The organism is Mesorhizobium sp. P2_F5, assembly GCF_056403715.1.
On sequence record NZ_JBFUEY010000014.1, the window covers coordinates 134,066 to 151,341 of the forward strand.

14 protein-coding genes and 1 pseudogene are annotated in these 17,276 nt (G+C 63.7%); 7 read left to right on the plus strand and 8 right to left on the minus strand.

The features are described 5' to 3' along the window. Window positions 1-10 precede the first annotated feature (10 nt). The 4 genes and pseudogenes from AC1DYO_RS19860 to AC1DYO_RS19875 form a co-directional block, all read left to right on the plus strand. On the plus strand, window positions 11-2,065 hold the full coding sequence (locus tag AC1DYO_RS19860) for a bifunctional aldolase/short-chain dehydrogenase (protein ID WP_477266129.1): 2,055 nt from the start codon (window positions 11-13) through the stop codon (window positions 2,063-2,065). A 199-nt stretch (window positions 2,066-2,264) separates the two neighbouring features. Next, on the plus strand, window positions 2,265-3,332 hold the full coding sequence (locus tag AC1DYO_RS19865) for a D-alanine--D-alanine ligase family protein (protein ID WP_477266131.1): 1,068 nt from the start codon (window positions 2,265-2,267) through the stop codon (window positions 3,330-3,332). An 83-nt stretch (window positions 3,333-3,415) separates the two neighbouring features. Then, on the plus strand, window positions 3,416-3,673 hold the full coding sequence (locus AC1DYO_RS19870; RefSeq protein WP_477266133.1) for a type II toxin-antitoxin system RelB/DinJ family antitoxin: 258 nt from the start codon (window positions 3,416-3,418) through the stop codon (window positions 3,671-3,673). A 2-nt stretch (window positions 3,674-3,675) separates the two neighbouring features. After that, window positions 3,676-3,909, plus strand: a pseudogene (locus AC1DYO_RS19875) (type II toxin-antitoxin system YafQ family toxin); the annotation flags it as partial. Window positions 3,910-3,993: 84 nt separating this feature from the next. Here AC1DYO_RS19875 and AC1DYO_RS19880 read toward each other — a convergent pair. The 3 genes from AC1DYO_RS19880 to AC1DYO_RS19890 form a co-directional block, all read right to left on the minus strand. After that, complete coding sequence (locus tag AC1DYO_RS19880) at window positions 3,994-5,046, minus strand: substrate-binding domain-containing protein (RefSeq protein ID WP_477266135.1); 1,053 nt, start codon at window positions 5,044-5,046, stop codon at window positions 3,994-3,996. A 46-nt stretch (window positions 5,047-5,092) separates the two neighbouring features. Beyond that, the gene (locus tag AC1DYO_RS19885; protein ID WP_181058462.1) at window positions 5,093-6,088 is read right to left on the minus strand and encodes an ABC transporter permease; all 996 of its coding nucleotides are present in this window, start codon (window positions 6,086-6,088) and stop codon (window positions 5,093-5,095) included. A gap of 80 nt (window positions 6,089-6,168) precedes the next feature. Further along, the gene (locus tag AC1DYO_RS19890; RefSeq protein ID WP_477266140.1) at window positions 6,169-7,680 is read right to left on the minus strand and encodes a sugar ABC transporter ATP-binding protein; all 1,512 of its coding nucleotides are present in this window, start codon (window positions 7,678-7,680) and stop codon (window positions 6,169-6,171) included. A 137-nt stretch (window positions 7,681-7,817) separates the two neighbouring features. Between AC1DYO_RS19890 and mtnK the strand changes: the two genes are divergently transcribed. The 3 genes from mtnK (at window position 7,818) to fba (ending at window position 11,605) form a co-directional block, all read left to right on the plus strand. Beyond that, window positions 7,818-9,092: an S-methyl-5-thioribose kinase gene (gene mtnK, locus AC1DYO_RS19895; RefSeq protein ID WP_477266142.1), complete on the plus strand. Its 1,275-nt coding sequence runs from the start codon at window positions 7,818-7,820 to the stop codon at window positions 9,090-9,092. Then, complete coding sequence (gene mtnA / locus AC1DYO_RS19900) at window positions 9,089-10,183, plus strand: S-methyl-5-thioribose-1-phosphate isomerase (RefSeq protein ID WP_477266144.1); 1,095 nt, start codon at window positions 9,089-9,091, stop codon at window positions 10,181-10,183. The genes mtnK and mtnA overlap by 4 nt, the downstream gene beginning before the upstream one ends. A 357-nt stretch (window positions 10,184-10,540) precedes the next feature. Further along, window positions 10,541-11,605 carry a class II fructose-bisphosphate aldolase gene (gene fba / locus AC1DYO_RS19905; RefSeq protein ID WP_023729260.1) on the plus strand — a complete coding sequence of 355 codons (1,065 nt, stop codon included), beginning with the start codon at window positions 10,541-10,543 and terminating at the stop codon, window positions 11,603-11,605. A gap of 189 nt (window positions 11,606-11,794) precedes the next feature. Here fba and AC1DYO_RS19910 read toward each other — a convergent pair whose 3' ends face one another. From AC1DYO_RS19910 to AC1DYO_RS19930, 5 genes are all read right to left on the minus strand, one after another. After that, window positions 11,795-13,072 carry an amylo-alpha-1,6-glucosidase gene (locus tag AC1DYO_RS19910; protein WP_477266146.1) on the minus strand — a complete coding sequence of 426 codons (1,278 nt, stop codon included), beginning with the start codon at window positions 13,070-13,072 and terminating at the stop codon, window positions 11,795-11,797. Between the two features lie 22 nt (window positions 13,073-13,094). Beyond that, entirely contained in the window at window positions 13,095-14,132 is a 1,038-nt protein-coding gene (locus tag AC1DYO_RS19915) for an ABC transporter ATP-binding protein (RefSeq protein ID WP_477266148.1), read from the minus strand. Between the two features lie 21 nt (window positions 14,133-14,153). Then, window positions 14,154-14,999 carry a carbohydrate ABC transporter permease gene (locus AC1DYO_RS19920; RefSeq protein WP_477266150.1) on the minus strand — a complete coding sequence of 282 codons (846 nt, stop codon included), beginning with the start codon at window positions 14,997-14,999 and terminating at the stop codon, window positions 14,154-14,156. Beyond that, entirely contained in the window at window positions 14,996-15,841 is an 846-nt protein-coding gene (locus tag AC1DYO_RS19925) for a carbohydrate ABC transporter permease (RefSeq protein ID WP_477266152.1), read from the minus strand. The genes AC1DYO_RS19920 and AC1DYO_RS19925 overlap by 4 nt, the downstream gene beginning before the upstream one ends. Window positions 15,842-15,976: 135 nt before the next feature. Next, on the minus strand, window positions 15,977-17,248 hold the full coding sequence (locus AC1DYO_RS19930) for an ABC transporter substrate-binding protein (protein WP_477266154.1): 1,272 nt from the start codon (window positions 17,246-17,248) through the stop codon (window positions 15,977-15,979). Between the last annotated feature and the right edge of the window lie 28 nt (window positions 17,249-17,276).

Sequence of the window (17,276 nt, forward strand, 5' to 3'; positions counted from 1 at the left end):
ACGAAGCGACATGAAGAACCTTTGGAATGATGGCGACGCGGAAAGACTGGTTGCCGATTATGCGAAAAAGGGCGTTGCCCGCGACCTCGCGCTGCGCGTCTACACGACCCGGCTGCTCGGCGGCGAGCCGCGTCTGGTGCTGCATGGCGGCGGCAACACGTCGTGCAAGACCAAGGCGACCGACCTCGTCGGCGACGAATGGGATGTGCTGTGCGTCAAGGGCAGCGGCTGGGACATGGGGGTCATCGAGCCGCAAGGCCTGCCGGCGGTGAAGATGGGCGCGCTGTTGAAAGCGCGTGCGCTGGACAGCCTGGCCGACGAAGACATGGTGGCGCTGCAGCGGGCGAACCTGATCGACCCCGCCTCGCCCAACCCGTCGGTCGAGACGCTGCTGCACGCCTTCCTGCCGCATAAATTCGTCGACCACACCCACTCTACCGCCATCCTCGCCGTCGTCGACCAGGCGGACAGCAAGGCGCTGATCAAGACCGTGTTCGGCGACAAAATGGGCTATGTCCCCTACATCAAGCCGGGCTTCGACCTCGCCAAGGTGGCGGCCGATGTCTACGACGCCGACCCCAGCGTTGAAGGGCTGATCCTCGATAAGCACGGCATCTTCACTTTCGGCAACGATGCCAGGCAGGCGTACGACCGCATGATCCATTATGTGAACGTCGCCGAAGACTATGTCGCCAAGAACGGCAAGCCGCAGCCTGCGAAGGCCGCGCTGCCGGCCAAGCTCGCGACGCCCGCAGCAATCGCCCCGACACTACGCGGCGCGGTGGCGGTATCGCGCGGCGAAGGCCGCTTCGACCGCATGATCAGCGATTTCCGCACCTCGGATGCCATTGTCGATTTCATCAATTCGGCCGGGATCGCCGACTATGCCGCGCGCGGCGTGTCGACCCCCGACCTATCGATCCGCATCAAGACCGGGCCGATGGCGGTGCCGGCGCCGGACGCCGACAAGGCTGGCGACTACAAGACCGTCATCAAGAACCATGTCGACGCCTTCGCCAAGGAGTATCGCGCCTATTTCGAGACCAACGATGCGCTGGACGACGTCAAGCGCACCATGCTCGACCCGATGCCGCGGCTGACGCTGGTTCCCGGCCTCGGCATGTTCGGCCATGGCCGGACGCTGAAGGATGCGAAGATCGCGTCGGATGTCGGCGAGATGTGGATCGAGGCGGTGCGTGGGGCCGAGGCCGTCGGAAGTTTCCATCCGCTGTCCAAGGCCGATCTGTTCCCGCTCGAATACTGGTCGCTGGAACAGGCCAAGCTCGCTTCCAACAAGCCGAAACCGCTGACCGGCCAGGTGGTGCTGATCACCGGTGGCGCCGGCTCCATCGGTGCTGCGACGGCAAAATTGTTCGCCGCCAATGGCGCACATGCCATCGTCGTCGATCTGGATCCGGCCAGGGCCGCGGAAGCGGCGAAGGCGGCCGGCAACAATTCGATCGGCGTCGGCGCCGATATCACCGACCCCAAGCAGATGCGCGCCGCCTTCGACAAGGCCGTCGCCGTCTATGGCGGCGTCGACATTCTGGTCTCCAACGCCGGCGCCGCCTGGGAAGGCCGCATCGGCGAACTCGACGATGCCCTCCTGCGCAAGAGTTTTGAGCTCAACTTCTTCGCCCACCAGTCGGCGGCGCAAAACGCGGTGCGCATCATGCTGGAACAAGGCACCGGCGGCGTGCTGCTCTTCAACACCTCCAAGCAGGCGGTCAATCCCGGGCCGAAATTCGGCGCTTATGGCGTGCCGAAAGCGGCGACGCTGTTCCTGTCCAGGCAATATGCGCTGGACTATGGCGCACACGGCATCCGCTCGAATGCCGTCAACGCCGACCGCATCCGCTCCGGCCTGTTGACCGACGCCATGATCGCCAGCCGCTCCGGCGCGCGCGGCGTGTCGGAGAAGGAATACATGTCCGGTAATCTGCTCGGACAGGAGGTGACAGCCGATGACGTGGCGCAGGCGTTCCTGCACCACGCGCTGGCCGAGCGCACCACCGCCGATGTGACGACGGTCGACGGCGGCAACATTGCCGCGGCGCTGCGCTGAACATAGAACTGGAGCAGTTCATCCTTTCACCAAAACGGCGAACCGCTCCACCTCCCGGTCCGCTTTCGCACGTCGTGCTGAAAAACTGCTCGAACCGGTCAAAATCCCACTCCAATCCTTCGCTTATTGCTCAACCAGCTTAAGGGGCGCCTTGTGTTTCGCATGCGAGCTCCAACCCTGATCCTTGGTGGAGTTATAGATGGCAGCGAAAAGACTTCGTATCGGCGTGCTCTTCGGCGGGCGCTCCGCCGAGCATGAGGTTTCGCTGCTTTCGGCAACCAATGTCATGCGTGCGCTGGATCCGGCGAAATACGATGCTGTTCCCATCTTCGTCACCCGCGAGGGACAGTGGCTGCTGAGCCGCTTCGAGGATGGTGCGCTGGCGACGCCGTCAGACGGCACACAGCTCTGCCTGGTGCCCGGCGGGCATGGCCGGATGCTGGCGATCCCCACCAAGGACGCGCCTCACGACCTGCCTGATATCGATATATTGTTCCCTGTGCTGCACGGCCTGCATGGCGAGGACGGCGCGGTGCAAGGGCTGGCCGAGGTGGCGCGCGTGCCGCTCGCCGGCTGCGGCATTCTCGGCTCGGCCGCCGCGCTCGACAAGGACGTCGCCAAGCGGTTGTTGAAGGCGGCAGGCGTGCCCGTCGCCCGCTCGGTGACGATCGAGGACGGTGCAGTCCCTCCCCTCGCAGTGCTGGAAGACCAGCTTGGCCTGCCGCTGTTCATCAAGCCGGCGCGCCAGGGTTCGTCGGTCGGCGTGGCCAAGGTCAATGGCAGCCAGGAATTCGACCGGGCACTGGCGGAAGCCTTCCAGCATGATCGCAAACTGCTGGCTGAGGAATTCATTCGCGGCCGCGAGATTGAATTCAGCGTGCTGGAGAGCCCGGCGGGGCAGCTCTTCGTTTCGCGGCCGGGCGAGATCGTGCCAGCGGAAAGCCACGGCTTCTACAACTACAATGCCAAGTACATCGACGAGAATGGCGCGGCGTTGGTGGTGCCGGCCGAGCTGCCGCCGGAGATCGAGGCCGCCATGCGCGCCATGGCGGCAAAGGCCTTCAGGGCCGTTGGTTGCGACGCGATGGCGCGCGTCGACTTTTTCCTGATGCCGGACATGACATTCGTGATCAACGAGCTCAACACCATTCCCGGCTTCACCGACATCAGCATGTACGCCAAGGCGATGGCGGCAAGCGGCGTCAGCTATGCCGAAGTCATCGACGGGTTGGTGGCGCATGGGCTGGCGCGCGCCGGGCGGTCATGATGAAGGTCAGCTTTAACTGCAGTCCCCGCTTGCAATTGCTGCACTTTGTAGCTACATTGTGGCTTCATAGAAGGAGTCACGACATGGCTACTGATTCAGTAGTTCGCGCTCGGATAGATGCCGCGACAAAAGATCAGGCAACAGAGGCGTTGGCGGCGATGGGATTGTCCGTCTCCGATGCCATTCGCCTGCTTCTGGTGCGCGTGGCCGCTGACAAGGAATTTCCCTTTCCCGTGAAAGTGCCTAACGCAACTACGCGAAAGGCCATGGCCGAGTTGGAAAAGGGCAAAGGCAAACGCTTCGCGTCCGCTGATGAATTGTTCAAGGATCTGGGACTCTAGGCATGCCAGTTCTTGTTCGCTCCGGGCAATTTCGCCGGGATGTGAAGCGCATGGAAAAGCGCGGCAAGAACCTCGGCAAGTTGCGCGATCTGCTAGGCCTGCTCATCGCCGGGCATGACCTGCCAGCGGCGTATAAGGACCATCCTGTGAAAGGCGACTGGAGAGGCTTTCGGGACGCCCATATCGAACCGGACTGGCTGCTGATCTACCGCGTTGTCGGCGACGAATTGCAGCTTGCCGTGAACTCTACGGAAAAGCCGCCCGCAACGTTCTGCTGCAAGCGGCTTCGTATCAACTCCCCAGACGTAGAATGCCTGACCCTACTTCGCGTTCGGGTTCGGCATCCACGCCGGCATGGCGACATCGGCATGGGCGAACTGCGGCAGCTTGGCCGACAGGTCTTCCATGTTCTTGATGTCCTTGTCGATCAGGTCCTTCTGGGTGATCAGCGTAGGCGGCACGATGACGTTGTGGCCGGGATCTTCACCGGCGAGCAGCTGCGCCAGCGCGCGCACCGAGACCTGGCCGACGACGGCCGGGTTGGTGGCAGCAGTCGCTGCCCAGGCGCTGTCGGTTTCGCGCATCGCTGATATGTCCGAGGTCGAGATGTCGGCCGAGTAGATCTTGATCTTCTTGTTCAGCCCCGCTTCGTCGACGGCGATCTTCACGCCCTTGGCAAATTCGTCATAGGGGGCGAACATCACATTGATGTCGGTATGCGCCTGGAGCACCGAGCGCGCCTGGTTGGCGACGGAGTTGGCGATCGGGTTGTCGAGCGTGCCGAACATCGCGACTTCCTTGATGCCGGCATATTTCTTCTTCACGTCGACCCAGGTCTCGTTGCGGCGGTCGAGCGGCGCGATGCCGGCGACATAGACATAGCCGGCGTTCCAGCTCTCGCCATTGTCCTTGACCGCTTGTTCGAGCGCGAGGCGCGCAAGGTCTTTGTCGGACTGTTCGATCTGCGGGATCTTCGGGTTTTCGACATTGACGTCGAAGGCAACGACCTTGATGCCGGCATCGACCGCGCGCTGCGCGGCGTCCTTCATCGATTCCGTCAGGCCGTGCTGGATGATGATACCCTGCACGCCAAGCGCGATGGCCTGGTCGACCATGTCGGACTGAAGGGCGGCATCCTGGCGGCTGTCGAGCACGCGCAGATCGATGCCGAGCGCCTTGGACTGCGCCTCGACACCCGAGAGATAGGCCTGGAAGAAATCGCCGGTCGAGAGATAGCGCACCAGCGCGATCTTGACGCCGGGCTTGTCGAACGGCGCCGGCTTGTCGGCGGCAAATGCCGGGACCTGCATCAGCATTGTTGCGCCGGCCAATCCGAGCGCGACCTTCCCCAAAAGTCGTCTTGTGATGTTCACGTTTTTTCCTCCGTTTGTTGAACCCAAAACTGTTCCGGCAGCCGTTCTATCTCCTGCCCCGGCCGGAAAGGGCGAAGGTGAAGACAAGGGCGACGACGAGAACCACGCCCTTGACGAAATCCTGCGTGTAGTAAGGCGCGTTCATCATCGTCAGGCCTTGCAGCAGGATGCCAACGAACAGCGCGCCGACAGCGGTGCCAAAGGCGTTCGGCTTTGCGGCGCCGAGCACAGCGTAGCCGATCAGCGCCGCGGCAACCGCATCGAGCAGCAGATTATTACCCGAGGCGATGTCGCCGCGTCCAAGTCGTGCCGCGAGCAAAATGCCGCCGATCGAGGCAAAAACTCCTGAAATGACGTAGGCCCAGATTTTGTATGCCTTGACAGGCGCACCGGCGAGTTCAGCGGCGCGCTCGTTGGAGCCGACCGCATACATCATGCGGCCGAAGCGGGTGTATTCGAGGAAGAACCAGATCAGTACGGCGAGCACGATGAGCACGACGACCGAGACCGGTATGAGGTTCGGGATGAAGAAATCGAAGCGGTGGCGGCCAAGCGCCAGGAAGGCGTCGGAGAATTTGCCGTTGGCGACGGAACCGTCCGGCATGGTCATACCGGTGGCGATGGAGCGGCCTTCGGTCGGTATGCGCTGCAGGCCGACGAGCAGGAACATCATGCCGAGCGTCGCCAGCAGATCGGGCACGCGCATATAGACGATCAGCCAGCCATTGATCAGGCCGACAATGGCGCCGATCAAGAGGCAGACGACGACCGCGACGACGACATTCTGCTCCAGCACCACCATGACATAGGCCGCCGCCATCATGGCTGACGTCGCGACCGAGCCGATCGAAAGATCGAAGCCGCCGACGACCAGCGTGGCGGTGACGCCGAGCGCCAGCACGCCGGTGATGGCGACCGACTGGAAGATGAAGACGGCACTTTGCGGCGAGACGAACCCATCGGCGGCGATGGCGAAATACGCGATCAGCCCGAACAGAAGCACGATGAACCCATAGCGGATGGCGTAGTCGCGCAACGTCATTCAGCGCCCGCCGTCGATACCCAACTCGAACCCATGCGCTCCATTCCAATTCTCGTCGTCAGTTCTTCAATGATCATGGCTCAGGCCGCGCTATGCAGCGGTCCGCCCGCGACTTCGGCGAGCAGGCGGTCGAGATCGACATCGGCGTTGCGGTGTTCGCCGACGATGGTCTGTTCGGACATCACCAGGATGCGGTCGGCGGTCTCCAGTGCCTCGTCGAGTTCGGTGACGAACAAAAGCGTGGCGCGGCCATTGGCGCTGGCCCTAAGCTTGGCGGCGATGTCGCGCCGGGCCGAGATGTCGACGCCCTGGAACGGCTCGTCGAGGATGAACAGTCTTGCGTCCTGCGCCATCCAGCGCGCAACCATCACCTTCTGCTGGTTGCCGCCCGATAACGTCGGCATTTCATCCTTCTCCGAACGGCAGACGATGCCGAGCTCGTCGATCTGCCGGCGGGCGGTCGTGCGTTCGAGCCCGCGCTTGAGAACGGCAAAGCGCGACATGCGCTTGTGGAAGGGAAGGCTGATGTTTTCCTGGATGTTGAAGCCGCCAACAATACCGTTTTCGCCACGGTCCTTGGCGACAAGGAACACGCCGGCCGCAATGGCCTCGCCTGTCGACGCAGGCGCATACGGCCTGCCGTTCAAATGCATCGTGCCTGACAGTGGCTTGCGCAGGCCGAACAGCGTCTCGGCCAGTGCAGTCTTGCCGACGCCGACGAGACCGGTGACGGCAACGACCTCGCCGTCGCCGAGTGTCAGCGAGAGGGGTCGCGCGCCCGGCGCAATGCGCAAGGCATCGATGGTCAGGATCGGCTTGGTCGAGCTCCTCACTTCGATCCGGTCGAGATTGATCTTGCGACCGAGCATGGCGTTGACGGCGCCCTCATAGTCGAGCGGCTTTTGGTCGAAGACACCTGAGATGACGCCGTCGCGCATCGAGACGATGCGGTCGGCCAGCCGCCTGATATCCGACATGCGGTGCGAGATGTAGAGGATGGCGACCCCGTGCTCGCGCAACCGGTCGAGCAGCGCAAACAGCCGGTCGGCCTCGGCGCTGGACAGGGACGAGGTCGGCTCGTCGAGGATCAGCACTTTGGGCTGGTGCGCCATGGCGCGCGCGATCGCCACCATCTGGCGGTCGGCCAGCGACAGATCGCTGATGCGCGCCTTGAGGTCGATGGTCAGCCCCATGCGGTCGGCGACCGCTTTGGCCTCGCGACGCACGCGGGCGGGATTGAACAGCAGCGGCGCGCCCTTGCCGCTCAGCCGGTCGAGCGTCAGGTTGGTGGCGACATCGAGATCGGCGACGACGCCGTCATTAATGTTCTGGTGGACGGTGACGACACCGGCGCGGATCGCCTCGGCAGGCGTGTTCGGTGCGAAGTCTTGACCAGCGAGGCTCATCGTGCCGCCGGCATGGTCGTAGACGCCGCTGATGATCTTGACGAGGGTGGATTTGCCGGCGCCGTTGGCGCCCATCAGCACGGTGATTTCACCGGCATGCAATTCGAGCGAGACGCCGCCAAGCACCTCGATATGGCCGAAGGACTTCCTCAGGCCGTCCACGCGGAACACGGCATCATTGCCCATTCGTTCCTCCCTGACGATGACGCTATGGGCTATGTCATCAATTGTCAACTCGATTGACAATTGCCAGACAGCTTCCTAGCTTGGCCCCGCCGCCATCGCTCCACTATGATCAGAGCGAGCAAGCGGGAGGATGACGAATGACTGGGAAATTGCCGTTCGAAGCACTGTCGGTGGAGACGCTTGCGGCGCGGCTTGGCGCCAACGAAGCGCTGGGTGCCACGATCGGCAAAGACACCAGCGCCTGGAAGGTGCGCGAGGTCGGCGATGGCAATCTGAACCTCGTCTTCATCGTCGAGGGCGTCTCGGGCGCAGCCGTCGTCAAGCAAGCCTTGCCCTATGTCCGCCTCGTCGGCGACAGCTGGCCACTGCCGCTGAAGCGTTCCTTCTTCGAATATCACGCACTGGCAAGGCAAGAAGCGCGCGCGCCGGGCTCGGTGCCGGCGATCTATCATTTCGACGAAGGCCAGGCGCTGATCATCATGGAGTATCTGGCGCCGCCACACGTCATCCTGCGCCGCGCCCTCATCGATGGCCACCAGCTGCCGAACATTGCCCGTGACATCGGCCTGTTCATGGCCCGCACTTTGTTCCGCGGCTCCGATCTCTCCATGCCAACCAAGGACCGCAAGGCCGACTTGGCGCTGTTCGCCGACAATGTCGAACTCTGCGGCATCACCGAGGATCTGGTGTTTTCCGACCCCTATTTCGACGCCAAGCTGAACCGGCACACGTCGCCGCAGCTTGACGGCCTGGTGGCTGAGTTGCGCGCCGACCGCGATCTCAAGGTCGAGGCGCAGCGGCTGAAGCATATCTTCGCCGCCAATGCCGAAACGCTGCTGCATGGCGACCTGCATTCCGGCTCGATCATGGTCACCGACACCGAGACGCGGATGATCGATCCGGAGTTCGCCTTCTACGGTCCGATGGCTTTTGACGTCGGCATGCTGCTTGCCAATTTCTGGATGTCCTTCTTCTCGCAGCGCGGCCACGAACAGAATGGCAAGCGCGACGCGATGCGCACCTATCTGCTCGGGGTGACCAACGAGACATGGGCGGTGTTCCGCGCCGAGTTCTCGGCCCTGTGGCGCACGGAGCGCACCGGCATGCTCTACCAGAAAAGCCTGTTCGAGGATCAAGGCGACATCCTTGCCTCGGAGCAGGCGCTCGACCATGTGCTGCACCAGATCTGGACCGACCTCTTGGGCTTTGCCGGCATCGAGGTGCACCGGCGCATCCTCGGCCTCGCCCACAATGCCGATTTCGAGACCATTGAAGACGAGGATCTGCGCGCCGGCTGCGAGGCGAAGGCGCTGAAATTCGGCCGCCACCTCGCCGTCAACCGGCGACAGATCCACAGCATGGACGAGGTCAACAATCTGGCCACGCTGATCGAACGGGAGAGCAGGATTTGAACGTCGGCGAGCGCCACTACCGCACCATCTGGCTGAGCGGCGACAAGCGTTCGGTCGAGATCATCGACCAGCGTTGGCTGCCGCATGAATTCCGCATCGAAAGGATCGGCACCGTCGACGGCATCGCCACCGCGATCCGCGACATGTGGGTGCGCGGCGCGCCGCTGATCGGCGTCACGGCGGCCTATGGCGTTGCCATCAAGATGGCGGACGATCCGTCGGACGCAGCGCTCGACGCTGTCTGGGAGACGCTGCACAGGACGCGGCCGACCGCGATCAATCTGCGCTGGGCGCTGGACGAAATGCGGCGCTTCCTGAAACCGATCGCACCAGCGCAACGTGCGGAGGCGGCCTATAAGCGCGCCGCCGAAATCGCCGACGAAGATGTCGGGCTGAACCGCGCCATCGGCGAGAACGGTCTGAAAATCATCAAGGAGATCGCGGCGCGCAAGCAGCCGGGCGAGCCGGTCAACATCCTCACCCACTGCAATGCCGGCTGGCTGGCGACGGTCGATTACGGCACCGCGACGTCGCCAATCTATCTCGCCGTCGAGGCCGGCATTCCGGTCCACGTCTATGTCGACGAGACGCGGCCGCGCAACCAGGGCGCCCAGCTGACCGCCTGGGAGATGGCCGGACACGGCGTGCCGCACACGCTGATCGTCGACAATGCCGGCGGCCATCTGATGCAGCATGGCGAGGTCGACATGGTGATCGTCGGCACCGACCGCACCACCGCCAATGGCGATGTCTGCAACAAGATAGGCACCTATCTCAAGGCGCTCGCCGCCGCCGACAATGATGTGCCCTTCTATGTCGCGCTGCCCTCACCGACCATCGACTGGACGGTGGGCGACGGGCTGGCGGAGATCCCGATCGAGGAGCGGTCGGGTGATGAGGTGTCTTTGGTCTGGGGCAAGACGGCGGACGGCAAGATCGCGCAGGTGCGCGTGTCGCCGGAAGCGACGCCAGCGGCGAACCCGGCGTTCGATGTGACGCCGGCACGGCTGGTCACCGGGCTGATTACCGAACGCGGCGTGGCCAAGGCCTCGCGCGAGGGGTTGAAGGCGATGTTCCCGGAGCGCGGATGAGCTGATCTCCCCCCTCGTGGGGGAGATGTCCGGCAGGACAGAGGGGGGCGCTGTCCCGCCAGCATGTCCGGCACCTGGATTGGCCCGCCAACTTTCGTCATTCTCAAGCTTTACGAACRAGGAAGGCCGCGATCCTTCGCGCCCCCCTCTGCCCTGCCGGGCATCTCCCCCTCAAGGGGGGAGATTAGCGCTCCGCCGCCTGACCCATCGGATCCCGGATTTCAGCCCTGCAACAAGAATTGCGGCCTCGACGGCCGCTGACGGTTGCGGTTCCGGCGAAATCCGGCCAGAAGCATCAGGCCGGCAACCGGCCGGCCCGCGACGTTGCGCTTGAAACCAGATACGGGAGACTATTGGGTGGCTCGCATAACACTGAGACAATTGCTCGACCACGCCGCCGAATACGGCTACGGCGTACCCGCTTTCAACATGAACAATATGGAACAGGGCCTCGCCATCATGGAGGCGGCCGAGGAGACCAAGTCGCCGGTCATCTTGCAGGCAAGCCGCGGCGCCCGCGCCTACGCCAATGACGTGGTGCTGGCCAAGCTGATCGACGCGCTGGTCGAAATCCACCCCGACATTCCGGTCTGCATGCATCTCGACCACGGCAACAACGAAGCCACCTGCGTCACCGCCATCCAGTACGGCTTCACCTCGGTGATGATGGACGGCTCGCTGAAGGAAGACGGCAAGACGCCGGCCGACTATGCCTATAATTCCGGCATTACCCGGCGTGTCGTCGACATGGCGCATTGGGGCGGCGTGTCGGTGGAAGGCGAGATCGGCGTGCTCGGCTCGCTGGAGAGCGGCGGCGGCGAGCAGGAAGACGGCCACGGCGTCGAAGGCGCGATCAGCCATGACCAGCTTCTGACCGATCCGGTGCAGGCGGTCGAGTTCGTCAAGGACACCCATGTCGATGCGCTGGCGGTGGCCATGGGCACCAGCCACGGCGCCTACAAATTCTCGCGCAAACCGGACGGCGCGGTGCTGGCGATGAACGTCATCGAGGAGATCCACCGCCGCCTGCCCAACATGCATCTGGTCATGCATGGCTCGTCCTCGGTGCCGGAGGATTTGCAGGAGATCATCAACAAATATGGCGGCCAGATGAAGCCGACCTGGGGCGTGCCGGTGGAAGAGATCCAGCGCGGCATCAAGCACGGCGTGCGCAAGATCAACATCGACACCGACAACCGCATGGCGCTGACCGGCGCCATCCGCAAGGTGCTGACTGAAAACCCAAGCGAGTTCGATCCGCGCAAATACCTGACGCCGGCGATGGCCGCGATGAGGAAGCTGTGCAAGGAGCGCTTTGAGCAGTTCGGCACCGCCGGCAACGCGCAGAAGATCAAGCCGTTGCCGGTGGCGGAGATGGCCAAGCGGTATAAGTCGGGTAGTCTTGATCCGAAGTTTGGGTGAATAGCCAATCTCCCCCCTCGTGGGGAGATGCCCGGCAGGGCAGAGGGGGGCGTGAAGGAACGCTACCTTGCTCGCTCGGCGCCAGGCGGGAACAGCCCGAGGTGCGCCATTGTACCCCATTGAGAAGCCGGCGGGACAGCGCCCCCCTCTGTCCTGCCGGACATCTCCCCCACAAGGGGGGAGATTGCCCTACACCTTTCGCAAAAACTCGATCACCATGGCCGCCGTCCAGGTGAAGCGGCCGCCACCTAATGGCTCCCCGGTGAGCGGATCGTAGTACTCGGCAAAGCCGCTTTCGCTAATCAGGTCGAGGCTGGACTGCGTGATACGCTGCGCAACGTCGCCATGGCCGGCAGCCGTGAGGCCGTCGGCGATCATGTAGTTGACGACCAGCCAGACCGGACCGCGCCAGTAGCGCTTGGCGTCGAGGCGCGGATCGTCGGGATCGTGCGACGGCACGACATAGCGCGCTCGGCCGGCAAGGCGCTCGACGCGCGCCGCGAGCGCCGCCGCGCGAAGTTCTGGAATGGCCGCGAAGGCGGCCAAGATACCGCCGACGGAGGCGCTGTCGATCAGCTGGCCTGTGGTGCGGTCGAGACAGAGATATTGGCCGTGCGCGTCGCTCCACAGCCGCTCCATCGCCGTCAGGCCCTTTTGGGCACGGTCGCGGTTGGCTTCGGCGATCTTGCTCTCGCCGAGCGCTTCGGCGAGATCGGCAAGGTCGGCGCAGGCGCGGATCAGGATGGCATTGAAGCCGGGGTCGACGACCTGGAACGGCGAAGCGTCGTGCAGCCTGGAATTGTCCCAGCCGAGTGCGCGAAAATGCTGCAGCAGCCAGAGATAGCGGTCGTATTGCGCTTTGGTCGGCCGATGCGCCGGATCAGCGTGCAGAATATCGCGGCGCGTATAGGGCTCGACGCCTTCGGTCGGCACGCGTTCGAACGCATCGTCCCAGTCGATGGAATTGTCGCGGCCGGATTCCCAGGGATGGATGATGGCAACCAGCCCCTCGCCTTTGGGGTCGCGGTTCTCGTAGAACCAGCGATGCCAGGCGTCGATCTTCGGCAGCAGCGCGCGCGCCCGTTCCGCCGCCAGTTTCTTGTCCCTGGCGCGGTCGAACAGGCGGCGCACGGCAAAGCCGGCGACGGCCGGCTGGGTGATGCCGGAGGTCTCCGTCGGCCGGCCGGTGCGCCACACATCGGGCCCGGGAAAATAGCCGTCGTTCCAGACATGGAAGATGATGTGCGGCACCATGCCGTCCGGCCACTGGTGGGCGAACAAAGTATCGATCTCGGTCCAGGCCCGCGCCTCGTCGTAATGAGCGAGGCCCAGCGCGGTCAGGCAGGAATCCCAGTTCCACTGGAAGGGGTAAAGGCCCTTGGTCGGGATGGTGTAAGCGCCCTGGTCGTTTTCCCTGAGCACCTCGACGGCGCGGGCGATGGTTTCGTCGACAGTTAGAGAAGTCATGGAAGGCATTCGTCTTTCTGGTTCAAAGGGCGTTGGTGGTTTCGGGATCGAACCAGCGGATGCGGTCGGGCTTGGGCGCAAGCCGCAGATGATCGCCGACCTTAACGCTGGCATTCGATTCCAGGATGGCGCGGAACAGGCCGCCCTCAACATCGCAGGTGACCAGCGTATGCGGTCCAAGCGGCTCGATGACACGCACGGTGGCGTGCAGCCCTTCGCTGCCGGCGTCGACATCTTCCGGACGGATGGCGAACTCGATCTTTTGCTTGTCCGATTTAGGACCGGGCAGCGTCAGCCCGGCGACACTCCAGCCGTTTGCGGCTTTGGTCGCCGGAATAAAATTCATCGGCGGATTGCCGATGAAGGAACCGACGAAACGGGCGGCCGGGTTGCGGTAGACCTCGACCGGCGACGCAGCCTGGACGATGCGGCCCTGATGCATGACGGCGATGCGGTCGGCGAGGCTCATCGCTTCGACCTGGTCGTGGGTGACATAGATGGTGGTGGTCTTCGACGCCGCGAGCACGCCCTTGAGCTCGGCCCTCATTTCGAGCCGCAGCAGCGCGTCGAGGTTCGACAGCGGTTCGTCCATCAGGATGACATCGGGCTCCATGGCGAGTGCGCGGGCGACCGCGACGCGCTGGCGCTGGCCGCCGGACAGCTGGCCGGAATAACGCTTCAGCAGCTGCTCGATATGCATGAGTTCGGCAGTGCGGTTGACGCGGCGCTCGACGTCGGCCTGCGGCAATTTCTTCATGCGCAGACCGAAGGCGATGTTTTCGAACACGGTCAGGTGCGGAAAGACGGCGTAGTTCTGGAACACCATGGCGATGCCGCGCTCGCGCGGTGGCAGATGGTCGACGCGGCGACCACCGATCCAGACCTCGCCCTGGCTCGGCGTCTCCAGCCCGGCAACGATGCGCAGCAGCGTGGTCTTGCCGCAGCCGGAGGCGCCGAGCAGCACCATGAATTCCTGGTCGGCGATGGCGAGATCGACCTGATGCAGCGCGGTGAAGCCGCCGAAGCGCTTGGCGACGCCCTTGATCGCGATTTCAGCCATGAGCCTTCTCCGTGTCGCGTGTCATCGGTTGGCGATCCCCCACATGGCGAACAGATATTTGCGCACGGCAAAGATGAAGATCAGTGCCGGCACGACCAGCGCCGCACCGCCGGCGAATTTGAGATAGAGCGGCGACTCGCCGAGGCTCTGCAAAAGGAAGGCGGTCAGCGTGCGGTTCTCGATGGTCAGCACGGCGGCGGCGAACACCTCGTTCCAGGAGATGGTGAAGGCGAACACGGCCGAGGCCGCAATGCCGGGCAGCGCCAGCGGCAGGATGACCTTGCGAAACGCCTGCAGCCTGGTGCAGCCGAGCGTCCAGGCCGCCTCCTCCAGTTCGACCGGAATGCCGGAGAACAGCGAGAAGGTGATGAGCACGGCGAAGGGCAGCGCCAGCGTGGTGTGGACGAGTGCCAGGCCGATCGCGGTGTCGTCGAGACCGGTGCGGATGAACATCACCGCCAGCGGCAGCGCCAGCAGCGGCAGCGGGAAGGCGCGCGTCATCAGCACCAGGAAACGGAACGTTCCTTTGCCCGGAAAATCGAAGCGCGACAGCGCGTATCCGGCCGGGGCGCCGAAGCCGATCGACAGGACCATGGTCAGCGTGGCGACGAGCACCGAATTCCACAACGCCCTGGCGACGCCGGCGAAATTGACGAAGAACGAGAGACTGCCGAGATCGAAGGCGGGGAAGAAGCGCTTGGGAAAAGCGGTCACTTGTTCGGGCGACGACAGCGCATTAACGATCAGCAGGTAGATCGGCAGTAGCACCCAGACACAAAGCAGGATGGCGGTGGCGATGAGCAGCCAGTCGCCGGCCTTGCGCGCATCGGTGACTGCCGCGGCCGGGGCTTGCGTGACGGCACTCATATCCGCGCCTCCTTGGGCACACGCAGCACCCTGAGGAAGAAGAGCGTGAAGCCGATCGAGATGGCGAGGATGAGCAGCGCCGAGGCGGCGGCGACGTTGCGGTCCTGCAACGTGAATTGCCAGTTGTAGGTCTCACCCATCAGCACCGGCAGATTGGTGCCGCCAAGGGCGGCGACGACGGCGAAAACCTCGAAGGCGAGGATGACGCGCAGGATGATCGCCGTCTGCAGGCTGGGGCGCAGCAGCGGCAGCGTGATGCGCACGAACCGCTTCCACGGCCCGGCGCCGAACACTTCCGCTGCCTCGTAATATTCCTTGGGGATCAGCCCCATGCCGGCGACGAGGATGACCATCATGATAGCTGTGGCGCGCCAGATCTCGGCCAGCGTAACGGCGATGAAGATTGTGAGTTTGCTCTGGTAGCCGAGGAACATGATCGGGCGGTCGACGACGCCAAGGTGGGAAAGCAAGGTGTTGAGGAAACCGGACTGGTCGAAGATGGCGAGCCAGATCAAGCCGGCGGCAAGATCGGAAACGCCGAGCGGAATGGCGAAGATGTAGAGCGCTGCGCTGCGCCCGGTCTCCAGCCGCGACACAACGCTCGCCATCAGCAGCGCCATGGCGAGCTGGATCGGCACGACGATAGCCGCGAGCAGCAGCGTGTTGCGCACGGTGACCGGGAACTTCCAGCTGCCGGCCATGGCGCGGAAATTGTCGAGGGTGAAGGCGCCGTCGCGGGTCACTGCCTCGAAGGCGACCAACACGAACGGATAGAGGAAGAAGACACACAGGAACAAGGTCGCCGGCATCAGCAGCAGATAGGGCAGAGCCTTGCCGTGCATGGTATTTGTCCTTCTACGATGCCGCGGTCTGGGCGCCCGGAGTGCAACAAACCCCGGACGCCCCCTTGGGAGGATGTCTTATTGTTTGACCATGATCTTTTCCGAAAACCGGCGTCCACTTTTCGGGATCATGGTCTAGTCTACCGGGCAGGCGCCCGTGGACGGCTTGTCGGGCGCCCAGCACGGCGCCTTAGCCTGGTCGATGAGCGCCTTGAGCGCTGCCGCCTGCTCTTCGAGCACGCCGTGCACGTCCTCGCCGCCGAGAACGATGCGCTCAAAGGAGTCGGTGTAGACCTGGTTGAACTTGCCGCCGAGGTCGCCGAGCCCCATCGGCAGCAGCGCCGGCAGCGCGTCGGGAGCGCCGGTCATGGTGGCGATGGCCGGGCCGAACGCCTTGACCGAAGCCGGCATATCGTCAGGCAGCTTGACGTCGACGACGGGGAAGAAATTGGTCGCCTTGAGCGTCGCGATCTGCGTTTCCGGCTTCAGCATATAGGCGACCAGCGCCTTGGCCTTGTCGACATCCGGCGAGGTTTTTGGAATGGCGACGCCAGCCACCACCGGCATGAAGCCGCGGCCGGCCGGGCCGGCGGGCGCCGGGAAGGCGACGAACTCGTCCGGCTTCTTGTTGAAGGCATCGGCAAGCCGCGCGACATGGTCGAACGCCACCCACACTTCACCCGACAGCAGCGGTTCCTGCATGAAGGCGTAGTTGGTCGAATTCGGGTTGGTGTACTGCCAGAGCTCCCTAAACTTGTTCCAGGCGGTCTCGGCCTCGGGCGAGCGGAATTTGGTCACCATCGAGCCGGTGTAGGACGGATAGAGGAAACCCTCGAAGAAGCGGTGCTTCAACCCCTTCGGGCCGGCGGGAAAACCGAATTTCGGCGAGCCGGTTTTTTCGGCGATGTTCTTCGACCATTCGATCAGCTGGTCGTAAGTGATGGTGTTGAGATCGACGCCTTGCGGCAGATATGGCAGCGCCTGCTTGTTGGCGGCCATCAGGTACGTCGCCTGCATCCACGGCATGTATTTCTGTTCGCCGGTGCCGAGCATGCCGAGCTTCTTGTAGGCCTCGTTGACCTTGACGCCGCCGACATCGACAGCCGAGAGATCGACAAGGTTGGAGCCGACGGTGGAGAAGTCGCCATGCAGGCCGCCAAGCAGGCCGATCGTGCCGGTGCCGGCCTGCAGTTCTGCCTGCAGGCGGGTGAGCCAGGGGCCGTCCTCGGCGACCTGATAGTCGACGGCGCCGTCAAAGCCTTTCAGCACCTCGTCGCGCATCTTCTGGGTTTCTTCGACCGGGCGCGCCTGCGTCGACCAGAACAGCACCTGCTGGGCCTGCGCGCCACCAATGGCAAACGACAGCGCCAGCGCGGCACCCGCCAATGTCCTCAACATCTTCATCATGGTCTTCCTCCCTGGATATGCGCCGTCG